General features: G+C 69.5%; 22 protein-coding genes. 18 read left to right on the forward strand and 4 right to left on the reverse strand.

All coding sequences use genetic code 11. The features are described 5' to 3' along the window. The first annotated feature begins 4 nt into the window (after positions 1-4). Complete coding sequence (locus tag DEU34_RS07550) at positions 5-616, forward strand: HIT domain-containing protein (protein ID WP_121149470.1); 612 nt, start codon at positions 5-7, stop codon at positions 614-616. Here DEU34_RS07550 and pdxY read toward each other — a convergent pair. Further along, complete coding sequence (pdxY, locus tag DEU34_RS07555; protein WP_121149471.1) at positions 604-1,455, reverse strand: pyridoxal kinase PdxY; 852 nt, start codon at positions 1,453-1,455, stop codon at positions 604-606. The genes DEU34_RS07550 and pdxY overlap by 13 nt on opposite strands. Positions 1,456-1,528: 73 nt before the next feature. Between pdxY and pdxS the strand changes: the two genes are divergently transcribed. The 10 genes from pdxS to DEU34_RS07605 all read left to right on the forward strand — a co-directional run bounded on the left by pdxS (position 1,529) and on the right by DEU34_RS07605 (position 11,881). Beyond that, the gene (gene pdxS / locus DEU34_RS07560; protein ID WP_121149786.1) at positions 1,529-2,455 is read left to right on the forward strand and encodes a pyridoxal 5'-phosphate synthase lyase subunit PdxS; all 927 of its coding nucleotides are present in this window, start codon (positions 1,529-1,531) and stop codon (positions 2,453-2,455) included. A 2-nt stretch (positions 2,456-2,457) separates the two neighbouring features. Continuing rightward, complete coding sequence (gene pdxT / locus DEU34_RS07565) at positions 2,458-3,054, forward strand: pyridoxal 5'-phosphate synthase glutaminase subunit PdxT (RefSeq protein ID WP_121149472.1); 597 nt, start codon at positions 2,458-2,460, stop codon at positions 3,052-3,054. Positions 3,055-3,218: 164 nt separating this feature from the next. Beyond that, a complete protein-coding gene (locus tag DEU34_RS07570) occupies positions 3,219-3,977 on the forward strand; it encodes a YebC/PmpR family DNA-binding transcriptional regulator (RefSeq protein ID WP_116646580.1) in 759 nt (252 codons plus the stop codon). A 48-nt stretch (positions 3,978-4,025) separates the two neighbouring features. Then, positions 4,026-4,631 (forward strand): crossover junction endodeoxyribonuclease RuvC, encoded by a 606-nt coding sequence (ruvC, locus tag DEU34_RS07575; protein WP_121149473.1) that lies wholly within the window; start codon positions 4,026-4,028, stop codon positions 4,629-4,631. Between the two features lie 9 nt (positions 4,632-4,640). After that, positions 4,641-5,261, forward strand: a complete 621-nt coding sequence (gene ruvA / locus DEU34_RS07580; RefSeq protein WP_121149474.1) for a Holliday junction branch migration protein RuvA — start codon at positions 4,641-4,643, stop codon at positions 5,259-5,261. Next, positions 5,254-6,276 carry a Holliday junction branch migration DNA helicase RuvB gene (gene ruvB, locus DEU34_RS07585; protein ID WP_121149475.1) on the forward strand — a complete coding sequence of 341 codons (1,023 nt, stop codon included), beginning with the start codon at positions 5,254-5,256 and terminating at the stop codon, positions 6,274-6,276. The genes ruvA and ruvB overlap by 8 nt, the downstream gene beginning before the upstream one ends. Before the next feature lie 88 nt (positions 6,277-6,364). After that, positions 6,365-6,826: a preprotein translocase subunit YajC gene (yajC, locus tag DEU34_RS07590; protein ID WP_121149476.1), complete on the forward strand. Its 462-nt coding sequence runs from the start codon at positions 6,365-6,367 to the stop codon at positions 6,824-6,826. A gap of 33 nt (positions 6,827-6,859) precedes the next feature. Then, on the forward strand, positions 6,860-8,572 hold the full coding sequence (secD, locus tag DEU34_RS07595; RefSeq protein WP_121149477.1) for a protein translocase subunit SecD: 1,713 nt from the start codon (positions 6,860-6,862) through the stop codon (positions 8,570-8,572). After that, entirely contained in the window at positions 8,572-9,564 is a 993-nt protein-coding gene (secF, locus tag DEU34_RS07600) for a protein translocase subunit SecF (protein ID WP_121149478.1), read from the forward strand. Before secD ends, secF begins: the two co-directional genes overlap by 1 nt. Before the next feature lie 64 nt (positions 9,565-9,628). Then, positions 9,629-11,881 carry a bifunctional (p)ppGpp synthetase/guanosine-3',5'-bis(diphosphate) 3'-pyrophosphohydrolase gene (locus DEU34_RS07605; RefSeq protein WP_183042386.1) on the forward strand — a complete coding sequence of 751 codons (2,253 nt, stop codon included), beginning with the start codon at positions 9,629-9,631 and terminating at the stop codon, positions 11,879-11,881. Here DEU34_RS07605 and DEU34_RS07610 read toward each other — a convergent pair. The 3 genes from DEU34_RS07610 to DEU34_RS07620 all read right to left on the reverse strand — a co-directional run bounded on the left by DEU34_RS07610 (position 11,868) and on the right by DEU34_RS07620 (position 14,150). After that, on the reverse strand, positions 11,868-12,407 hold the full coding sequence (locus DEU34_RS07610; protein WP_121149479.1) for a type IV toxin-antitoxin system AbiEi family antitoxin: 540 nt from the start codon (positions 12,405-12,407) through the stop codon (positions 11,868-11,870). The genes DEU34_RS07605 and DEU34_RS07610 overlap by 14 nt on opposite strands. Positions 12,408-12,495: 88 nt before the next feature. Next, positions 12,496-13,752, reverse strand: a complete 1,257-nt coding sequence (locus DEU34_RS07615; protein WP_121149480.1) for a DUF349 domain-containing protein — start codon at positions 13,750-13,752, stop codon at positions 12,496-12,498. Positions 13,753-13,835: 83 nt separating this feature from the next. Then, a complete protein-coding gene (locus DEU34_RS07620) occupies positions 13,836-14,150 on the reverse strand; it encodes a dioxygenase (RefSeq protein WP_121149481.1) in 315 nt (104 codons plus the stop codon). A gap of 111 nt (positions 14,151-14,261) precedes the next feature. On the opposite strand from DEU34_RS07620, the gene DEU34_RS07625 reads away from it, so the two are divergent. The 7 genes from DEU34_RS07625 (at position 14,262) to DEU34_RS07655 (ending at position 22,302) form a co-directional block, all read left to right on the forward strand. Then, positions 14,262-15,590 carry a replication-associated recombination protein A gene (locus tag DEU34_RS07625; RefSeq protein WP_240606794.1) on the forward strand — a complete coding sequence of 443 codons (1,329 nt, stop codon included), beginning with the start codon at positions 14,262-14,264 and terminating at the stop codon, positions 15,588-15,590. 181 nt (positions 15,591-15,771) lie between these two features. Then, positions 15,772-16,401 (forward strand): 30S ribosomal protein S4, encoded by a 630-nt coding sequence (gene rpsD / locus DEU34_RS07630; protein ID WP_116646592.1) that lies wholly within the window; start codon positions 15,772-15,774, stop codon positions 16,399-16,401. A 141-nt stretch (positions 16,402-16,542) separates the two neighbouring features. Beyond that, entirely contained in the window at positions 16,543-16,794 is a 252-nt protein-coding gene (locus DEU34_RS07635) for an ATPase (RefSeq protein WP_121149482.1), read from the forward strand. A 61-nt stretch (positions 16,795-16,855) separates the two neighbouring features. Further along, on the forward strand, positions 16,856-19,522 hold the full coding sequence (gene alaS / locus DEU34_RS07640) for an alanine--tRNA ligase (RefSeq protein WP_121149483.1): 2,667 nt from the start codon (positions 16,856-16,858) through the stop codon (positions 19,520-19,522). A 2-nt stretch (positions 19,523-19,524) separates the two neighbouring features. Further along, complete coding sequence (gene ruvX, locus DEU34_RS07645; protein WP_121149788.1) at positions 19,525-19,989, forward strand: Holliday junction resolvase RuvX; 465 nt, start codon at positions 19,525-19,527, stop codon at positions 19,987-19,989. Position 19,990: 1 nt separating this feature from the next. Then, entirely contained in the window at positions 19,991-21,475 is a 1,485-nt protein-coding gene (gene mltG / locus DEU34_RS07650; protein ID WP_121149484.1) for an endolytic transglycosylase MltG, read from the forward strand. Then, positions 21,469-22,302, forward strand: a complete 834-nt coding sequence (locus DEU34_RS07655; protein WP_121149485.1) for a shikimate dehydrogenase — start codon at positions 21,469-21,471, stop codon at positions 22,300-22,302. Before mltG ends, DEU34_RS07655 begins: the two co-directional genes overlap by 7 nt. The last annotated feature ends 2 nt before the right edge of the window (positions 22,303-22,304 follow it).

Below are 22,304 nucleotides of genomic sequence, written 5' to 3' on the forward strand. Positions count from 1 at the left end.
GGAGATGACGGATGCTGCGGCCCCGGGCGCTGGGTCACCGCGCCCGGTCGACGGGCTCGAGTCGGCGGCGGGGTTTGCCGGCGTGCCCGACGAGTTCCAGCGGCTGTGGACGCCCCACCGGATGGCCTACATCCAGGCGGGTCCGCAGCCGTTGCGCGACGAGTGCCCGTTCTGCGCGGCGCCCCACAAGTCGGACGAGGACGGACTCATCGTCGCGCGCGGGCGCACCGCCTACGTGCTGCTCAATCTGTTCCCGTACAACTCGGGGCACCTGCTCGTCTGCCCCTACCGGCACATCCCCACGTACGACCTGGCGACCCCCGAGGAGGTCGCCGAGATCGGTTCGCTCACGCAGACCGCCATGCGGGTGCTCCGCGACGTATCGCGATGCGACGGCTTCAACCTGGGGATGAACCAGGGCGCGGTCGCCGGCGCGGGCGTCGACGGCCACCTCCACCAGCACGTGGTTCCGCGCTGGGCCACCGACGCGAACTTCTTCCCGATCATCGCGCGCACCAAGGCGCTGCCTCAGCTGCTGGGCGAGGTGCGGGAGGCCGTCGCGAACGCATGGCCCGAGGAGGGGTCGACCCGCTCAGCCGAGCCTCAGCGCACCTGACGCACGGCGAACTGCAGGCGCGGGTGGGCGTACGCCTCCTGCGACTCGACGAGCTGAAGTTCGCGCTCGCCCGACAGGTGGGTGCGCTCGAGGAGGTCGAACACGCTCGACGTCGTGCGGGCCAGGGCGTCGGCGGCGTCGCCCGTGCGTCGGTAGTGCGCGGTGAAGAGCGCCGCCGTGACGTCGCCCGAGCCGTTCGCCTTCATCGGGAGCAGGGGGGTCTGCACGATCCACGCGCCCGCGTCGTCGACGACGAGCATCTCGATGGTGCCGTCCTCCCGGTCGGGGCGCTCCACGCTCGTCACGAGCACGGTCCGCGGGCCCGTCGAGCGCACCGCGTCGGCCGACGCGAGCGTCTCGTCGAGGGTGTGCGGGTCGGTGCCGGTGAGGAAGCCGAGCTCGAACTGGTTCGGGGTGATGATGTCGGCAACGGGCACCACGCGCTCGCGCAGCAGCTCCGGGATCGCGGGCGCCACGAAGCATCCCGACTTGGCATTGCCCATCACGGGGTCGCAGGCGTAGATCGCGGACGGGTTCGCTGCCTTCACACGCGAGACCGCGTCGATGATGACGTCGCCGATGCCCTCGCCGCCCTGATAGCCCGACAGCACCACGTCGATCGAGCCGAACACGCCGCGCTCCTCGATGCCGGCGATGACGTCTCGCACGTCTTCGGGGCTGATCAGCGGCCCGCGCCAAGCGCCGTACCCGGTGTGGTTCGAGAAGTTCACCGTGTAGACCGGCAGCACCTCCACGCCGATGCGCTGAAGGGGGAACACGGCCGCGGAGTTGCCGACGTGGCCGTACGCGACCGCCGACTGGATGGAGAGGATCTTCACGCTCTCGATCCTCCCACCGCGCGGGACGTCATGCGGCCGGGAGCCGCAGTCCAACGCAATACACTTGGCCGTCATGACCCTCAGCGACGCCCCCGAAGGCACCGAGCAGACTCCCGCAGCATCCACCGGCTCCACCCGCGTCAAGAGGGGACTGGCCGAGATGCTCAAGGGCGGCGTGATCATGGACGTCGTCACCGCCGACCAGGCCAAGATCGCCGAAGACGCCGGAGCGGTCGCGGTCATGGCGCTCGAGCGCGTTCCCGCCGACATCCGCGCGCAGGGCGGCGTCGCCCGCATGAGCGACCCCGACCTCATCGACCAGATCATCGCGTCGGTCTCGATCCCCGTCATGGCCAAGGCCCGCATCGGCCACTTCGTCGAGGCGCAGGTGCTGCAGGAGCTCGGCGTCGACTACATCGACGAGTCGGAGGTGCTCTCGCCGGCCGACTACGTCAACCACATCGACAAGTGGGGCTTCACCGTTCCGTTCGTCTGCGGTGCGACCAACCTGGGCGAGGCGCTGCGTCGCATCACGGAGGGCGCGGCGATGATCCGTTCGAAGGGCGAGGCCGGCACCGGCGACGTCTCGGAGGCGACGAAGCACATCCGCACGATCCAGGGCGAGATCAACGCCCTGCGCTCGCGCACGAAGGACGAGCTCTACGTCGCGGCAAAGGAGCTGCAGGCGCCCTACGAACTGGTCGCCGAGATCGCGGAGACCGGCAAGCTCCCGGTCGTGCTGTTCACCGCCGGCGGCGTCGCGACACCGGCCGATGCGGCCCTCATGATGCAGCTGGGCGCCGACGGCGTCTTCGTCGGCTCGGGCATCTTCAAGTCGGGCAACCCGGCCGAGCGCGCCGCAGCGATCGTGAAGGCGACGACTTTCTTCGACGACGCGGCAGTGATCGCCGAGGCATCGCGCGGGCTCGGTGAGGCGATGGTGGGCATCAACGTCGCCGACCTCCCCGCTCCCCACCGCCTCTCCGAGCGCGGCTGGTAACGGTGGCGGGTCGCCCCCGCGTCGGCGTGCTCGCCCTGCAGGGCGACGTGCGCGAGCATCTCGCGATGCTGGCGCGGCTGGGGGCGGATGCTGCGCCCGTCCGACGCCCCGACGAGCTCGCGGGCGTGGACGGGCTGGTGCTCCCCGGCGGGGAGTCGAGCGTGATCGACAAGCTCTCGCGAGCGTTCGGCATGCAGCATCCGATCCGCTCCGCGATCGCCGACGGCATGCCCGTCTACGGCACGTGCGCCGGGCTGATCCTGCTCGCCGACCGCATCACCGGGGCCATCGACGGTCAGGAGACCTTCGGAGGTCTCGACGCGGTGGTCGCGCGCAACGCCTTCGGCGGGCAGACCGAGTCGTTCGAGACCGACCTCGAGATCGACGGGTTCGTCGGCGGTCCCGTGCACGCGGCGTTCATCCGTGCGCCGATCGTGAGCTCGGTGGGGGAGAGGGCGAAGGCGATCGGCGCCCTCCCCGACGGGCGCATCGTCGCCGTCGAGCAGGGCAACCTGCTCGGAACCGCCTTCCACCCCGAGGTCTCGGGCGAGTCCCGGTTCCACGAGCGCTTCCTCGCGAAGGTGCGCGCGCGCAGCTAAGTGCGCGTTCCCCGGCACGAGTGCGCCACTTTCCGGCGACTGCCCCCGCGAATCGGTGGGGTCAGTCGCAGGAATGCGCCACATTCCGGTCAAGTACGACGACGAAGAGAAACGTCCGCACGTTGCGCGGGGTGGCGGGCTGAGCGTTTCGTACACTGGTCGTTATGTCCGGCCACTCCAAGTGGGCGACCACCAAGCACAAGAAGGCCGTCATCGACAGCCGCCGTGCGAAGTCGTTCGCCAAACTCATCAAGAACATCGAGGTCGCCGCCAAGATGGGCGGCGCCGACCTCGCAGGCAACCCGACCCTCTTCGACGCCATCCAGAAGGCGAAGAAGACCTCGGTCCCCAACGACAACATCGACCGCGCCGTCAAGCGCGGCGCGGGTGTCGGCGGCGAAGCGGTCGACTACCAGACGATCCTCTACGAAGGCTACGGTCCCAACGGGGTCGCGCTCATGATCGAGTGCCTCACCGACAACAAGAACCGCGCCGCCGCCGAGGTTCGCACCGCTCTCAGCCGCAACGGCGGCAGCCTCGCCGACCCGGGCAGCGTCGCCTACAACTTCGCGCGCAAGGGCGTCATCGTCGTGGCGAGCGAGAGCGCGAGCGAGGACGACGTCATGCTCGCCGTGCTCGAGGCCGGCGCCGAGGAGGTCGAACCGCACGGCGACGGCTACGCGGTCGTCACCGAGGCGACCGACCTCGTCACCGTTCGCACCGCGCTGCAGGAGGCCGGCATCGACTACGAGTCGGCCGACGTCGAGTTCGTGCCCTCGCTCAAGGTCGAGATCGACGCCGACACGGCGCGCAAGGTCTTCCGCCTCATCGACGCGCTCGAGGACAGCGACGACGTGCAGAGCGTGTTCAGCAACTTCGACCTGACCGCCGAGGTGCAGGCCGAGCTCGAGAACGACGAGTAGGCCCGCGCGCCTGGGTCGGGTGCCGAGGCGAGCGCTTAGCGTGGGGGAGTGACCTCCCGAACGCTCCGCGTGCTCGGCATCGACCCGGGCCTGACCCGCTGCGGAGTCGGCGTCGTCGACGTCGCGCGAGATCGCTCGGCCACGCTCGTGCACGTCGGCGTCATCCGCTCAGCGGTCGACGACCCGATCGAGCGCCGGCTGGCGGCCATCGCCGCGGGCATCCGCGCGGTCGTCGCCGAGCACGGTCCGGCGGTCGTCGCCGTCGAGCGTGTCTTCGCCCAGCACAACCGCAGCACCGTGATGGGCACCGCGCAGGCCAGCGGCATCGCCCTGCTCGTCGCTGCGGAGGCGGGGCTCCCCGCCGCGACCCACACGCCGAGCGAGGTGAAGGCGGCGGTGACCGGATACGGCGCAGCCGACAAGCGCCAGGTGCAGACGATGGTCGCCCGGGTGCTGCGCCTGGACGCCCTCCCTCAGCCGGCGGATGCTGCGGATGCGCTCGCCCTCGCGCTGTGCCACGCGTGGCGCACGCCGGCCTCGATCCCCGCAGCCTCCGGCGGCCTCACCCCCGCACAGCGGGCGTGGGCGGAGGCCGAGTCGAGGTCGAAGGCGCCGACGCGTGTCGCTCGAACAAAGATCCGAACCGGCGCGTAGGGTCGGACCATGATCTCTTCGCTCCAGGGCACCGCTGCGTCCGTCGGCGACGACTCGCTCGTCATCGTGGTCGGCGGCGTCGGCTTCTCCGTCGCGGTCACGCCCCAGGTGGCGCGTGCGACGCACCTCGGTGCGGAGGTGCATCTGCACACCAACCTCATCGTCCGCGAAGACGCCCTCTCGCTCTACGGTTTCGAGAACCGAGAGGAGCTGGTCGTCTTCACTCAGCTCATCGGCGTCACCGGCGTCGGGCCGAAGTCGGCGCTCGGGGTGCTCTCGTCGCTCACCGTCCCGCAGATCGCCGAGGCCGTCGCGTCCGACGACGACGCACCGTTCCGCCGTGTGTCGGGCATCGGGCCGAAGACGGCGAAGCTCATCGTCGTGCAGCTGGCAGGCCGGCTCGCACCGCCCACCGCCGGCGGCGCCCCCGCCGCATCCGTCGCCCCCGGCGTCCCCCTGCAGGTCACCCAGGCCCTGATGGGGCTCGGGTGGTCGGAGCGCACCGCCGGCGAGGCGGTCGCGGCGACCCTGGAAGACGCGACCGACGCCGACAAGGCCACGGTGCAGGCGCTCCTGCGCAGAACCCTGAGCACCCTCGGCCCCGCACGCAAGGAGACCGCCGGTGGATGAGGTGCGCGACGTCGGCACTCCCGTCGACGACAGCGAGCTCGCCATCGAGGGGGCGCTGCGGCCGGAATCCCTCGCGGAGTTCGTCGGGCAGCACAAGGTGCGAGGGCAGCTGCAGCTGCTGCTCGACGCCGCCCGCATCCAGCAGCGCCCGCCCGACCACATCCTGCTCTCCGGCCCTCCGGGCCTCGGCAAGACGACGCTCGCCATGATCGTCGCCCACGAGACCGGACGCCCCCTGCGCATGTCGAGCGGACCGGCGATACAGCACGCCGGCGATCTCGCAGCGCTCCTGTCGAGCCTGACGCCCGGCGAAGTGCTCTTCATCGACGAGGTGCATCGCATGGCCCGCTCGGCCGAGGAGATGCTGTACCTCGCGATGGAGGACTTCCGCATCGACATCATGGTCGGCAAGGGCGCCGGGGCCACCAGCATCCCGCTCGAGCTGGCCCCCTTCACCCTCGTGGGCGCGACGACGCGATCGGGCCTGCTGCCGAATCCGCTCCGCGATCGCTTCGGCTTCACGGCGCACCTCGAGTACTACGAGCCCGACGAGCTCGAGCTGGTGGTCGATCGCGCCGCCGCGATGCTCTCCGTCACCCTGCCGCACGACGGCCGCGCCGAGATCGCACGGCGTTCGCGGGGGACACCCCGCATCGCCAACCGCCTGCTGCGGCGCGTCCGCGACTTCCAGGTGGTGCACGGCGACCGGAAGGGCGTCGATGCCGTGCGGGCCGCGCTGGAGCTGTACGACGTCGATGAGATCGGACTCGATCGCCTCGACCGCGCCGTCCTCGACGCTCTGGTGCGCAGGTTCCGCGGCGGACCTGTCGGGCTCGGCACCCTCTCGGTCGCTGTGGGCGAGGAGGCCGAGACGATCGAATCGGTCGTCGAGCCGTATCTCGTGCGAATCGGCTTCATGGGCCGCACCCCGCGCGGGCGGATCGCGACGCCCCCCGCCTACGCGCACCTCGGGCTCCCGCACGCCGATGGCGCCCTCAGATTCGACGACGCATGAATGACCTATAATCGGCGGAGGCTCTCGCCGACATCCCCTTTAGGCGACGCTCACGTGTGCGCCTGATCCGAAAGGTTCTCCTTTTCTCATGGCTCTTGCCGACTTCTTCGCCAACTACGGCATCATCATCCTGCTGGTGCTCCTGCTGGTCTTCATGTTCTTCAGCTCGCGACGCCGCGTGCAGAAGCAGAAGGCGGAGCAGGAGCAGAAGGCACGTCAGACCGTTCCCGGTTCCGAGGTGCTCCTGCAGGGTGGGCTGTACGGCACGATCGTCGAGTACGACGCAGAAGACCTCGACAAGCCCGCCGTCGTCTCGATCGCCCCGGGTGTCGAGATCCGCGTGCACAGCCAGGCGATCCTCCGCATCGTGAACCCGGCCGAGGGCTTCGTCACCGAAGACGAGTTCATCGAGGCCGAGGAGAGCGAAGCGGAGTACATCGCCGGTGTCGCGGACGGCGACATCACCTCGATCAGCGACGACCAGAAGCGCCTGCGCGCCGAGACCGTCGACGACGTCGACCCGGAGAACCGCAACAAGCCCCAGGCCTGATCCGCCTCCTGCTCCAGAGAAAGTCGACCCGTCGTGGCCACTTCCACCCCCGTCCGGCACGCCTGGCGTGCACTGATCGGACTTCTTGCGATCACGGGCGTCCTGTTCGGGATCAACGCCCTGGGCGTCTACGGCTTCCAGCAGAGCTCGTGGGTCCCCGAACTCGCGCTCGACCTGCAGGGCGGCACGCAGATCATCCTCGAGGCGCAGACGGCCGATGGGGCGAACCCGACCAACGACCAGCTGACCCAGGCCGTGTCGATCATCCGTCAGCGCGTCGACGCCTCCGGTGTCGCCGAGGCCGACGTGACGACCGAGGGTGGCAAGAACGTCGTCGTACAGCTCCCCGGCGAGGCCGACCAGGCCACGCGCGATCGGATCGAAGCATCCGCCCAGCTCCAGCTGCGTGCCGTGCTCTACACCGGAGCGCCCGCCAACACCTTCGTCGGCGAGGATCAGGTCGAGACGCCCTACCCGACGCCCGATCCCTCGCTGGAGTCCACGCCGACGACGGCGCCCACCAACGGCAGCGACACCGCCTACATCACGCCGGCGCTGCAGGCCGAGTTCCTCGCATACAACTGCGCCGATCCGGCGAACGATCCCGCCGCGGCACCCACCGACCAGCCGCTGATCACGTGCGACGCCGCCGGTACCGCGAAGTACATCCTCGGGCCGGTCGAACTCGACGGGTCGTCGATCGACGATGCGACCAACGGTCTCGAGGCGCAGGCCAACCGCTGGGTGGTCAACCTCAACTTCAACGACGAGGGCACGCAGACCTTCGGTCAGATCAGCCAGCGGCTGTACGGGGCGACGCCGCCCCTGAACCAGTTCGCGTTCGTGCTCGACGGATCCGTGCTCTCCGCACCGTCGATGAACGGCGTGATCCTCGACGGCAACCCGAGCATCTCGGGAAGCTTCTCGCAGGAATCGTCGAAGATCCTCGCCGACCAGCTGAAGTACGGCGCCCTGCCGCTGAGCTTCGAGGTCGTGAGCTCCGACACGATCTCGGCGACGCTCGGTTCCCAGCAGTTGCAGATCGGTCTCATCGCGGGTCTCATCGGCCTCGCGCTGGTCGCCATCTACTCGCTGATCGTCTACCGGGCACTCGGCTTCGTCATCATCGCCTCGCTGGCCGTGATGGGCGTGCTGACCTACATCGCGCTGTGCATCCTCGCCTGGCGCATGGGCTTCCGTCTCTCGCTCGCCGGTGTCGCGGGACTCATCGTGACCATCGGCTTCACCGCCGACTCGTTCATCGTCTACTTCGAACGCATCCGAGACGAGCTGCGTGACGGCAAGTCGATCACCGGCGCCGTCGAGGACGGCTGGGCTCGGGCGAAGCGCACGATCTACATCTCGAAGTCGATCAACATCCTCGCGGCCGTCGTGCTGTACATCCTCGCCGACGCCACGGTGAAGGGCTTCGCGTTCACGCTCGGCCTCACCACCGCGATCGACATCCTGATCTTCATCCTCTTCACCCACCCGGTGATGCAGCTGCTCTCGCGCACCCGGTTCTTCGGATCGGGACACCCGCTGTCGGGTATGGACCCGAACGCCCTCGGCGCCGTGTACCGGGGACGGGCGGAGTTCCGCGCGCCGGTCTCGCGCGAGGGCCGCACGGCCCGCTCGCGCGGTGAGGCCCAGCGTCGCCAGACCATCGCGGAACGCAAACAGGCGGAGCTGTCCGCCACGAACGACCGCGGCACACGCACCGCCGTCAAGGAGGGCGACGACTGATGCGTTCCATGAATCAGCTCGGCAACGATCTCTACACCGGGAAGACGTCGTTCCCGTTCGTCGGCCGCCGTCGACTGTGGTTCATCATCGCCGCCGTCTTCGTGATCGCCGCGTGCCTCGTGCCGCTCGTTCGCCCGGTGCAGTTCTCGATCGAGTTCACCGGCGGATCGCAGTTCACCGTCTCGGGCGTCAGCTCACCCGACCAGGCGGCGGCGACCGACGCGGTGCTCCAGGTCGCGCCGGGCGCGACCACGAAAGTGACCGTCATCGGCGAGAACGCCGTGCGCGTCCAGACCGAAGAGATCGCGGACGCCGACGACGTGCAGGCGGTCACGACCGCCCTCGCCGAGGCGTACGGCGTTCCGACGTCGGAGGTCACGTCATCGCTCATCGGGCCCAGCTGGGGCGCCGACGTCACCCGCCAGTCGCTCTGGGGTCTCGCGATCTTCCTCGCGCTGACGTTCATCATCCTCGCGCTGTACTTCCGCACGTGGAAGATGTCGGTGGCCGCCATCATCGGCCTGGTCGACGTGCTCGTCATCACGATCGGCATCTACGCCCTCGCCGGTTTCGAGATCTCGCCGGCGGCGGTGATCGGCTTCCTCACGATCCTCTCGTACTCGCTGTACGACACCACCGTCGTCTTCGACAAGGTCCGGGAGAACACCCGGGAGGACGGCGAGATATCGGGCCGCACGTTCGGCGAGTCGGTGAACCTCGCGGTGAACCAGACCCTCATCCGGTCGATCAACACCACCGTCGTGGCGATCCTGCCGGTCGGGGCGATCCTGTTCATCGGCGCCATCTGGCTCGGTGCGCGCACCCTGAGCGACATCTCGCTGTCGATCTTCGTCGGAACGATCGTCGCCGCCTACTCGACGCTGTTCGTCGCCGCCCCGCTCTTCTCGCTCATGCGCGAGAACGAACCGGCCATCAAGGCGCGCGACGAGCGCATCCTGGCTGCGCGCGAGCTCGCTCGCGTGCCGGCCTGAGCGACGATCACCGGCTGAGCGCGGCGTAGGATTGTGAGATTCGTCGACAGGTGGAGGTGACCGGGTGACCGAGATCGTTCCTCCTGCCGCGCAGACCTCCAGTCTGCGCCGGCTCGTACCGCGCATCTTCTCGCGCGCCGCACGGCGCGACGACGTCGACAAGCTCGTCCAGACGGTTCGCACGCACCATCCCAAGGGCGATCTCGGGATCATCACCCGGGCGTACACGGTCGCCGAGAAAGCGCATCGCGAACAGAAGCGGCAGAGCGGCGAGCCGTACATCACGCACCCGCTGGCCGTCGCGCAGATCCTCGCCGATCTCGGCCTCGGACCCCGCGCCATCGCGGCGGCGCTGCTGCACGACACCGTGGAAGACACGGGGTATCCGCTCGACGAACTGGCCGCCGACTTCGGCGACGAGGTCGCGATGCTCGTCGACGGCGTCACGAAGCTCGACAAGGTCAAGTACGGCGAGAGCGCTCAGGCCGAGACCGTCCGCAAGATGATCGTCGCGATGTCGCGCGATATCCGGGTGCTCCTGATCAAGCTCGCCGATCGCCTGCACAACGCCCGGACGTGGGGCTTCGTGCCGCCCGAGAAGGCGGCGAAGAAGGCCACCGAGACGCTCGAGATCTACGCGCCGCTGGCCAACCGCCTCGGTATCCAGGCGATCAAGTCCGAGCTCGAAGACCTCTCCTTCGCGGTGCTCCATCCCAAGCTGTACGCCGAGATCGACAGCCTCGTGAAGCAGCGCACTCCACAGCGCGAGCAGTACGTGCAGAACGTGATCGCCGCCGTCGACGCCGACCTCCGCGAGCTCCGCATCCGCGGTCGCGTGATGGGGCGCCCCAAGCAGCTCTACTCCGTTTACCAGAAGATGGTCGTCCGAGGCCGCGAGTTCGACGACATCTACGATCTCATCGGCATCCGCATCCTCGTGGGCACCGTGCGCGACTGCTACGCGGTGCTCGGGGCGATCCACGCGCGGTGGACCCCGCTTCCGGGGCGCTTCAAGGACTACATCGCCACGCCGAAGTTCAACCTCTACCAGTCGCTCCACACCACCGTCATCGGGCCGTCAGGACGCACCGTCGAGTTGCAGATCCGCACGAACGAGATGCACCACCAGGCGGAGTACGGCGTCGCGGCGCACTGGAAGTACAAGGAACGGATGGCCGGAGGCAAGGCCGACTCGAAGTCGCTCGACGCCGACATGGCCTGGCTCGCGCACATCTCCGACTGGCAGGCCGAGACCGCCGACCCGAGCGAGTTCCTTGATTCGCTGCGATTCGAGATCGGCGCGAAAGAGGTCTACGTCTTCACGCCGAAGGGACGCGTGGTGGGCCTGCCCGCCGGCGCCACCCCGGTCGACTTCGCCTACGCCGTCCACACCGAGATCGGTCACCGCACCATGGGTGCGAAGGTCAACGGCCGCCTCGTGCCGCTGGAATCCGAGCTCAAGAGCGGTGACGTCGTCGAGGTCTTCACCTCGAAGAACCCCGACGCCGGCCCCAGCCAGGACTGGCTCGGTTTCGTGCGCAGCACGCGCGCCCGGAACAAGATCCGCGGGTGGTTCACGAAGGAGCGCCGCGAGGAGGCCATCGAGCAGGGTAAAGACGCCATCGCGCGCGCTATGCGTCGGCAGAACCTGCCGCTCCAGCGCCTGATGAACCAGGACTCGTTCTCCGAGGTCGCCCACCAGCTCAAGTACGAAGACGTCTCGGCGCTGTACGCCGCGGTGGGTGAGGGCAACGTCTCGACGCAATCGGTCATCGAGAAGGTCACCGCGCTCGTCAGCGCCGGTGACACGTCCACGGGCCCGATCGACATCCCGCACGTGGGCCGCAGCCACGCGCCGCGCGGCGGCGATTCCGGCGTGCTGGTGCGCGGCGCCCCCGACATCCTCGTGAAGCTCGCGAAGTGCTGCACCCCGGTGCCCGGCGACGAGGTCATCGGCTTCGTCACGCGGGGGAGCGGCGTCTCGGTGCACCGCACCGACTGCACGAACGTCACGGCTCTCCGCAACGATCCCGAGCGCATCATCGAGGTCGAGTGGGCGCCCACGTCGAAGAGCGTCTTCCTCGTGCAGATCCAGGTGGAGGCGCTCGATCGCTCGGCGCTGCTGAGCGACGTCACCCGGGTGCTCAGCGAGCACCATGTCAACATCCTGTCGGCCACCGTGTCGACCACGAACGACCGTCTCGCGCTGAGCCGCTTCGTCTTCGAGATGGGCGACACCGTGCACCTCGACCGCGTCCTCAACGCGGTACGTCGTATCGACGCGGTCTACGACGTCTACCGCGTCACGACGTCCTGACCGAGACCAGCAGCTTCCGTGCGCCCCTCTTATGGGGGATGCTGCGGTGCCGGTCGAGCCACGCCACGGCCTCGTGGGCTTCTCCGGGCCGTTCCCGCGCCCAGTGACGCGCGAGATCGCGGCTCGTCGCGTCGGGGCTGCGTGCGAGATCGACGAGCGTGCGCGCCGGGGTGCTCACACGAACGTCCGCGATGCGGAGCAGATCGGAACTCTCGATCAGCGGGTCGCGGTAGACCAGCCTTCGCGAGACGACGTGATGCAGGCGTTTGCCGACCGCGCGCTGGACGCGGTGGCGTGCCGGTGGTTCATCGAGCAGCCCGAGGATCCACGCCGCGCTCTCGTGGGTGGCTGCGAGCGTGGCGCCGAGCAGGTTCGCGACCGAGGCCGCCCGCAGCATCGTGCTCTCGACGACGTCAGCGGGAATGTAGCCGTCACCGAGCGCGACGAGGTGTCCGTCGAGGCACGCCGCCGTGAGCTCCGCCTCCGTCAGTCGAGCGCCCGGGAGGTACACAAACGGGGAGGGCATCCTCGCAGTCTGCCGCCCTCTCGGGCGCTGCGCTCGGGATCGGAGACAGTTGTGGAGAACAGCCCGGGCGACCTGCCCGGGGGAGGACTCAGCCTCCGACGGCCCGCAACCACGCGCGACGCGCTTCGAGGGCCTCGGAAGCCTTCGCCGCCGCGCGCTTGTCACCGCGCGCGTTCGCCTCCGACACCTCCGCCTCGAGCTTGTCGATCGCATCGGTGAGCTGGCGCGTCATATCGTTCGTGCGCGCCTTCGTCTCGGGGTTGTTGCTCTTCCACTCGGCGTCTTCGCGTGTGCGCACGCTCTGCTCGATCTTGCGGAGCTCGTCGTCGAGGACGCGCTCCTGGTCTCGCGGGAAGATGCGGCCGATCTCGTCCCACGTGCGCTGGATCGCGGTGAGCGAGGCACGGGCTCGCGCGAGATCGCGCTCGTCGACGATCGGTGCAGCCTGGACGAGGAGCGCCTTCTTCTGCTCGATCTTCTCGCGGGAGTCTTCGACCTCGGCCGCCTCGCGCTCGGTGCGTGCGGAGTAGAGGGCATCGCCCGCCGCCTTGAAACGAGCCCAGAGGGCGTCGTCGACCTTCTTGCCGGCGCGGCCGGCGGCCTTCCACTGGTCCAGCAGATCGCGGTACGAGCCGATGCCGTCCTCGCCCCGGGGAGCGAGTGCCTCGGCACGCTCGACGAGGCGCGTCTTGGCGTCGCGGGCGGTCTTCTGCGTCTCATCGAGCTCGGCGTAGAACTCGCGGCGGTGGCGATCGACGGTGCCGCGGGCGTCGCGGAAACGGCGCCACAGCTGCTGCGCGAGCGACTTCGGGAGCCGCGGACCGTTCTGCTGGTGGCTCTGCCACTGGTCGAACAGGGCCGTCATGTCGGCGGAGGCCTGCTTCCACTGCACCGTCTTCGGGTCGCGGGCGGCGAGCGCCTCAGCGCGCTCGACCAGCGCCGTGCGCTCGCGCACCGCCTCGTCGACGGCTTCCTTCGCGGCGGCGGCCTCGGTCTCGGTCGCCTCGGCGAGAGCGCCCGTGAGCGTCTCGAGCCGCGTGAGCAGCGCGGCGAGGTCGCCGACCGCCGAGGCGCCCTCGATCCGGCCGCGCAGCGTCGACGCCGTGCTGCGCAGATCGGAGGCCGATGCACCCGCACGGCGATGCCGCACCTCGAGGAGCGTCACCTCGCCGGCAAGATCGGCGAACTTGCGCTCGTAGTAGGCGAGCGCTTCTTCGGCGGTGCCATCGGGATACTGGCCGACCACACGCCAGCCGTCGGATTCTCGAACCGATACGGTTCCGTCTTCTTCGACGCGACCCCACGGGGTCGGAGGTGTTTCGGGGAGGTCTGCGCCAGCAGTCACGTGTTGTTACCCTCATCGCGGCTCGCGCCGTAGGCGTGCATGGACGGACCCGAGCCTAGTACGAGCGGCAGACGCTCGCAGGATCAGGGCGTAGGTGTGGCGGCGGGCTCCGTCGCATCCGGCGCCGGTGTCGAGGTCGACCCCGTGCCGGGCGCCGTGCTCGTCGAGGGTGTCGGCTCACTCGAGGCGGCGGGTTCGGGTGCTCCCGGACCGGCGGTGAAGTAGGCGACCTGCGCGCCGATGGCGGCGAGCACGATGACCGCGCCGGCGATACCGGCGATCAGGTTGTCGCGCGTGCGCCGCCGCTTCTGCGCCGTGTGCAGCTCCTGGCGGGCCTGGTAGATCCTCGCGCGCTCGCGAGCCGCTTTCGCGCTTCGGTCCTTGCCACCTGTCGCCACGCGGGCCTCCTCCGTCCGGTGCGTCCGGGCGCGAGAAATCCTACGCAGGCCGGATGCGGCGCACCAAACGCCCGCGGATCCGATGTCGTCTGTCGCGATTAGCCTGTTCCCGTGACTCCCTCCGCCGCCCTGTTCCCCGGGCAGACGCCGTTGGCGGTGCGGATGCGACCGACGAGCCTCGATGAGGTCGCCGGACAGGGCCACCTTCTTCGACCCGGCTCGCCCCTCGTCACACTGGCCTCCTCGGATGCGTCGAGCCCGGGCACCGCGGCCTCGGTGATCCTGTGGGGTCCTCCGGGCACCGGCAAGACCACGCTCGCCCAGGCGATCGCCCGATCGTCGGGTCGCCGCTTCGTCGAGCTGTCCGCGGTGACGGCGGGCGTGAAAGACGTGCGCGAGGTCATGCAGGAGGCCCTGACCCAACGCGACCTCTACGACTCGTCGACGATCCTCTTCCTCGACGAGATCCACCGCTTCACCAAGGCGCAGCAGGACGCCCTGCTCCCCGGCGTCGAGAACGGCTGGGTCGTTCTGATCGCGGCGACGACAGAGAATCCGTCGTTCTCCGTCATCTCGCCGTTGCTCTCCCGATCGCTCCTGCTCACCCTCCGACCGCTCGAAGACGACGACCTCGCGGGGCTCGTCGATCGGGCGGTGAGCGACCCTCGGGGGCTCGCGGGCTCCGTGGTGCTCGACGACGACGCGCGCAGCGCCCTCGTGCGTCTGGCATCGGGCGACGCTCGACGCGCGCTCACCGCGCTCGAGGCGGCAGCATCCGTCGCCCTCGACACCGACGACGCCGAACCCGCCATCACCGCCGACCACATCGCTCAAGCCGTCGACCGGGCGCTCCTCCGCTACGACCGTCAGGGCGACGAGCACTACGACGTGATCAGCGCCTTCATCAAGTCGATCCGCGGGTCAGATGTCGATGCCGCGATGCACTACCTCGCGCGGATGGTCGAGGCGGGGGAGGACCCCCGTTTCATCGCGCGCCGTCTGGTCATCTCCGCCGCGGAAGACATCGGCCTCGCCGACCCGCAGGCCCTGCAGATCGCGATCGCCGCCGCCGACGCCGTCGCCTTCATCGGCATGCCGGAGGGGCGCATACCCCTGGCCGAAGCCACCGCCTACCTCGCGACGACGGCGAAGTCGAACGCGGCCTACAACGCGATCAACAGCGCGATCGCAGATGTGCGCGCCGGCGGCTTCGGCCGCGTGCCCCCGCATCTGCGCGACGCGCACTACCCGGGCGCGAAGCGTCTGGGCCACGGCAAGGGCTACCTCTACCCCCACGACAGCGACATCGGCATCGTGACCCAGCAATACCTGCCCGACGAGCTGCGCGGGCGTCGCTACTACGACCCGACCACGCACGGGCAGGAGCGCGACATCTCCGCACGCCTGGCCAAGATCCGCCGCATCGTCGACGGGGAGTGAGGCGGGAAGGGCGCCACAGCCCCGTCTGTTAGGCTTGATCGGCTCGAAACACCGTTTTCGGGCATCCCCTTCTTCCTTCATGACCTGCAGGTACGCCCCGACGTGCGCACCGGCAGGGCGGGAGCGGGTGATACGTCCGTGAGCCGCGAGATGCGCGGCCACGTCCCAGAAGGAGTTCTTCGTGCCTACGAAGTCCCAGGACCGCCGCAAGGTCCGTATGTCCCGAGCGCTCGGTATCGCGCTCACCCCGAAGGCCGCCCGCTACCTCGAGAAGCGTCCCTACGCTCCCGGCGAGCACGGCCGCACCAAGCGCAAGACCGACAGCGACTACGCCGTCCGCCTCCGCGAGAAGCAGCGTCTTCGCGAGCAGTACGGCATCCGCGAGAAGCAGATGCGCAACGCCTTCAACGAGGCGCGCCGCACCCAGGGCCTGACCGGTGAGAACCTCGTCGAGCTCCTCGAGATGCGTCTGGACGCCCTCGTCCTGCGTTCGGGCTTCGCCCGCACCACGGCGCAGGCACGCCAGCTCGTGGTGCACCGCCACATCCTGGTCGACGGTCAGACGGTCGACCGCCCGTCGTTCCGCGTGAAGCCGGGTCAGCTCATCCACGTCAAGACCAAGAGCGAAGGCCTCGAGCCCTTCCAGGTCGCAGCCGCCGGCGGTCACGCCGAGGTGCTGCCCCTGGTTCCGGGGTACATCGAGGTCGACCTCACCACGCTGCAGTCGCGCCTCGTGCGTCGTCCGAAGCGTGCCGAGGTGCCCGTCACGTGCGACGTGCAGCTCGTCGTCGAGTACTACGCGGCGCGCTAAGCGCCTCGAAGTACGGCGCGCTCAGCGCCACGCAGCGTTTTCGCTCAGAAGGGCGTCGGGGATCACCCCGGCGCCCTTCCGCGTCTGCGCACTACGATGAAAAGAGCGCCGTGCTCGCGGCCCTCGCAAGGAAGTGGTGACATGAAGACCTTCGTCTGGTTCGTGCTGGGCATCGCCGGCGGCTTCGTCGTCGCACATCTGGTGAACAAGGATCCGCGCGGTCACGAGCTGCTCTCGCAGGTGGACGCCCGCATCGGTGAATTCACCGATCGCATCGGCGACGCGTACCGCGACCAGGAAGCACAGCTGGTCGACCTCGTCGCCGAGGCCAAGGATGCGGCCTCCGACGCGGCCGAGTCCGCGAAGAACGCCACCGCCAAGCTCACCGACTGAACCGTCGCCGCCGACGCCCCTCTCGGGCGCGCACGATCCTGCCCTCCGGAGACCCCATCCCATGAAGACCGCCGACATCGCTCAGCGCTATCTCGACTACTTCGAGAAGAACGACCACACCATCGTCCCGTCGGCCTCCCTGGTCAGCGACGACCCGTCGATCCTCTTCACGATCGCCGGCATGGTGCCGTTCATCCCCTACCTCACCGGCGTCGTGCCGGCGCCCTACCCGCGGGCCGCCGACGTGCAGAAGTGCATCCGCACCAACGACATCGAAGAGGTCGGCAAGACCGCTCGGCACGGCACCTTCTTCCAGATGATGGGCAACTGGTCGTTCGGCGACTACTTCAAGGAGGGTGCGATCTCCTACGCGTGGGAGCTGCTGACCTCCGCCGAGTCCGACGGCGGCCTCGGGTTCGCCGAACGCGACCTGTGGGTCACCGTCTACGAGGACGACGACGAGGCCGCCGCGCTCTGGCAGAAGGTGGCGGGGCTTCCCGCGTCGCGCATCCAGCGTCTCGGTCGCGAAGACAACTACTGGACCACCGGCCAGCCCGGACCTGCCGGACCCTGCTCAGAGATCTACTTCGACCGCGGGCCCAAGTACGGCCGCGACGGCGGCCCTGTCGCCGATGACAACAGGTTCACCGAGATCTGGAACCTCGTCTTCATGCAGTACGCGATCAACAACGTGCGCTCGAAGGTCGACTTCGATGTCGTGGGCGAGCTGCCGAAGAAGAACATCGACACCGGTATGGGTCTCGAGCGGGTCGCCTTCATCAAGCAGGGCGTCGAGAACATGTACGAGATCGACCAGGTGCGCCCGGTGCTCGACCGCGCGGTCGAGCTGTCGGGCCGGAAGTACGGCGCGGTGCACGAGGACGACGTGCGCTTCCGCGTCATCGCCGACCACGTGCGCTCCTCGCTCATGCTGCTCTCCGACGGCGTCACGCCCTCGAACGAGGGGCGCGGCTACATCCTCCGCCGCCTCATGCGCCGCTCCGTGCGCTCCATGCGCCTCCTGGGCGTGGAGGGTGCGACCTTCCCCGAGCTGTTCGCCGCGTCGCGCGACGCGATGAAAGACGCCTACCCGATCGTCTCCGACGACTGGTCGCGTATCGCGCCCTACGCCTACGCCGAGGAGGAGACCTTCCTGCGCACGCTCGCCTCGGGGTCGACCATCCTCGACCTCGCGGTCTCTCAGACGAAGGATGCGGGCGGTTCGGCCATCACCGGATCCGAGGCGTTCCTGCTGCACGACACCTACGGGTTCCCCGTCGACCTCACGCTCGAGGTCGCCGAGGAGGCCGGCCTGACGGTCGACCGCGCCGCGTTCGACGCGCTCATGCAGGAGCAGCGTCAGCGCGCGAAGGACGACGCCAAGTCGCGCCGCCGCGCGATCGCCGACCACACGGTCTACCGCGACTTCCGCGCTCTCGGGGAGACCGTCTTCACGGGCTACACCGACCTGCAGACGCCCTCGACGATCCTCGGCGTGCTCGTCGACGGGGTGTCGGTCGACCGAGCCCGCGAGGGCCAGATCGCCGAGGTCATCCTCGCCGAGACCGCGCTGTACGCGGAGTCGGGCGGTCAGGTCGCCGACAAGGGCGTCATCGTCGGACCCGGGTACGAGCTCGACGTGATCGACGTGCAGAAGCCGGTGCCGGGTCTGGTGAGCCACACCGTCGAGGTGACGGTCGGAGAGGTCGCCACGGGGCAGCCCGCGACCAGTGTCGTCGACGCCGCGAACCGGCGCGCCGCGCGTCAGGCGCACTCGGCCACGCACCTCGTCCACGCGGCCCTCCGCGACACGCTCGGCAAGAGCGCGACCCAGTCGGGCTCGCTGAACCGTGCCGGATACCTGCGCTTCGACTTCAACTGGGGTCAGTCCCTGTCGCCCGAGACCCGTTCGGAGATCGAGGAGATCGCCAACAACGCCGTGCGCGACAACCTCGAGGTCACCACTCGCGTGATGTCGCTCGACGAGGCGAAGGAGGCCGGCGCCATGGCGCTGTTCGGCGAGAAGTACGGTCAGACCGTGCGGATGGTCGACATCGGCGGCCCCTGGTCGCGCGAGCTCTGCGCCGGCACGCACGTCGGATCCAGTGCGGAGGTCGGCCTCATCAACCTCGTCGGCGAGTCGTCGGTGGGCGCGTCCAACCGGCGTGTCGAGGCCCTCGTCGGGCAGGACGCCTTCCGGGAGCTCGCGGCCGAGCGTGCGATCGTCTCGCAGCTGACCGGTTCGCTGAAGACTCCGCGCGACCAGCTGCCCGCGAAGATCGCGGAGCTGGCGGCGAGCCTCAAGGCGGCCGAGAAGAAGATCGCCGCCTTCGAGTCGCGAGCCCTCGCCGATCGCCTGCCGCAGCTGGTCGACACGGCTGTCGCCGCGGGCTCCGTCCGCGTCGTCGCACAGTCGCTCGGCACGGCCGCGACCGCCGACGATGTCCGCTCGCTGGCCCTGCAGGTACGAGACCGCTTGGGCTCGGAGCCCGCGGTGGCCGCACTCGGCGCGGTGGTCGGCGATCGTGTCGCCGTCGTGGTGGCGACGAACGACGCCGCCCGCGCCCGCGGGGTCAAGGCCGGCGCCCTGGCGAAGGCGGCCGCAGCGGCGCTCGGCGGTGGCGGCGGCGGTCGCGACGACGTCGCTCAGGGCGGTGGAACGGATGCTGCGGCATTGCCGGGCGCCCTGGACGCCATCGTGGCGGCGGTGAGGACGACCGCCGCGTGACCTTGCGTCGCGGCGTGCGCCTCGGGGTCGATGTCGGCCGCGCGAGGGTCGGCGTTGCGCGCAGCGATCCCGACGCGCTCCTCGCGGTGCCCGTCGAGACCGTGGCGCGCGTCGGCACCCCCATCGCCCGGATCGTGGCGATCGCGAGCGAGTACGACGCGATCGAGATCCTCGTCGGCCTCCCTGTCAGTCTGAGCGGCGGAGAGACGGCGTCGACGGCGGATGCGCGGGCGTTCGCCGATGAGCTCGCGGCCGCGTGCGCCGTCCCGATACGTCTCATCGACGAGCGGCTCAGCACCGTCACCGCGCACGATGCGCTCCGACGGTCTGGGCGTTCTCAGCGAAAGTCTCGTAGCATTGTCGACCAGGTCGCCGCCGTTGTCCTTCTGCAACAGGCGCTCGATGTCGAGAGACAGTCCGGCAACCCGGCCGGAACCGCCGTAGCTTCGGGACAGGAGCCCGCCTGACATGCCCGACAATTCCTCCCCGTTCGACGATCCGCTCGCCGATCTGTATGGAAAACTGCCCGACCCGCGCCGCGATCAGGGCGGTGCCTCCGCCGCCGACGGCGCTCCGACATCGCGTCGCGCCGCTCGCGCTGCGCGAGCGGATACCGGGCCCACCGACGCTCACCCCCCGATCACCCGCCCGCCGGCGCAGCCGATGGCGGCTCCTCGCGCGGCCGCCCAGCCCGACGATCACGGACGATCGACGGGAACGCAGACCCAGACGCGTCCCGCGCCGCCGCTCCCGCGCCCCGAGGCGGGCAGAGCAGGATCGCCACCCGCAGCGGGGACCCTCGACGACCTGTTCACCGGTCGCCGCAGCACCGACGAGCTGGGGTCGACGCCGCCACCGAAGGAGCGCCGTAAGCGCCGGATCGGAGGCTGGATCGCCCTCGCGATCGTCGTGATCATCATCGGCGGCATCACCCTCGGCGGGTTCTGGGCCGTGAACACCTTCGGCGCCCAGATCCAGGGGATGTTCGCGCCCGACCAGCGCGAGGACTTCGAACCCGGCCTCGCGCAGGGCGAGGCGACGATCACGATCGTCAGCGGCGATGCAGGACCTCAGGTCTCGCAGAAGCTGTACGACGCCGGCGTGACCAAGGCGCCGACGTCGTTCTACGACTACCTGATCGATACATCGACCGCCTTCACCTTCCAACCGGGCGTCTTCCGCTTCCAGCAGCAGATGTCGTCCGACGCCGTGCTCGCGGCCTTCCGCAATCCGGAGAACCACCTCACCAACACCGTGACGGTGCCCGAGGGGCTCACGGTGCAGCAGACCATCGCACGGACCGCCGACCTCACCGAGATTCCGCTGGCCGATCTGGAGGCGGCGACGGCCGACCCGGCCGTCTACGGCATCTCTGCGACCAACCTCGACGGGTGGTTGTTCCCGGCGACCTACACGTTCGACCCCGGTACGACGGCGTCGGCGGCCATCACCCAGATGGTCGACCGCGCCAAGCAGGCTCTCGACGAGGCCGGAGTCGCGGAGGCGGACCGCAATCGGGTGCTGACCATCGCGTCGATCATCCAGCGCGAGGCTCGCTTCCAGGCCGACTTCTTCAAGGTCTCGCGTGTCATCGAGAACCGTCTCGACCCCGCCAACCAGGAGACGTTCGGCAAGCTGCAGATGGACTCCACCGCCCAGTACGGGTACGGCGAACTGCACGCGGGTACGGCCAGCTCCTCGGAGGAGGCCCTCAACGACCCGAACCCGTGGAACACGTACGTGAACGCGGGGCTCCCCATCGGGCCGATCTCCAACCCCGGCGACCTCGCGATCCAAGCGGCGCTCAACCCCGAGCCCGGGCCGTGGCTGTACTTCGTGACGGTCAACCTCGACACGGGGGAGACGCTGTTCACGACGACCTATGCCGAGCACCAGGCGGGCGTCAACCAGTGGATCCAGTGGTGCCGCGACAACCCAGACTCGGGATGCTGACCGGCACGAAGCTCGCGGTGTGGGGTGACCCGGTCGCCCACAGCATGTCGCCGCGCCTGCACGCGGCGGCATACCGCGTGCTCGGTCTCGACTGGGAGTACGACCGACGGCAGGTCGACGAGGCGTCGTTCGACGACGTCCTCGCCGGTCTCGACGACGGCTGGCGCGGGCTCTCGCTCACGATGCCGCTCAAGCGCGCTGCTGCAGCATCCGCTCGCTCCCTGGACGAGCGCGCACGCCTGACGGGAGCGGTGAACACCCTGCTGCTCACCGAGGGCGGCCCGCACGGCTTCAACACCGACGTCGGGGGACTGGTCGCAACCATCCAGGAGCAGGGCGTCGACGAGGTGCCGTACGGGCGCATCCTCGGCGCCGGCGCCACGGCGGGATCGGCTCTGGTCGCGCTGGCGGAGCTCGGCGCGCGTCGGGTCGACGTGATCGCCCGTCGGCCCGAGGCTGCGGCCCCCCTCGTCGCCCTGGGCGAAGCGCTCGGCGTCGACGTCGAGCCCGCGGGTTTCACACGGGCTCCCGCGCCGGACGCCACCGTGACCGTCGCGGCGCTCCCGGGCGGCACAGACATCGGTGAGAGCGCCCGGCCGTTCGCCGCGCTCGGCGGGCTGCTCGTCGACGTCGTGTACGGCTCATGGCCGACGCCGCTCGCCACGGCATGGGAGCGGGGCGGCGGCCTCGCGATCTCGGGACTCGGGATGCTGCTGCACCAGGCCGTCCTGCAGGTGCGCGTGTTCGTCTCCGGCTCGACCGGGACCGAGCTGACCGACGAGCCCCGGGTGCTGGCGGCGATGCGTGAAGCGGTCATGGGAGACTAGAC

It is taken from the genome of Microbacterium sp. AG1240 (genome assembly GCF_003635115.1).
GTDB lineage: Bacteria > Actinomycetota > Actinomycetes > Actinomycetales > Microbacteriaceae > Microbacterium.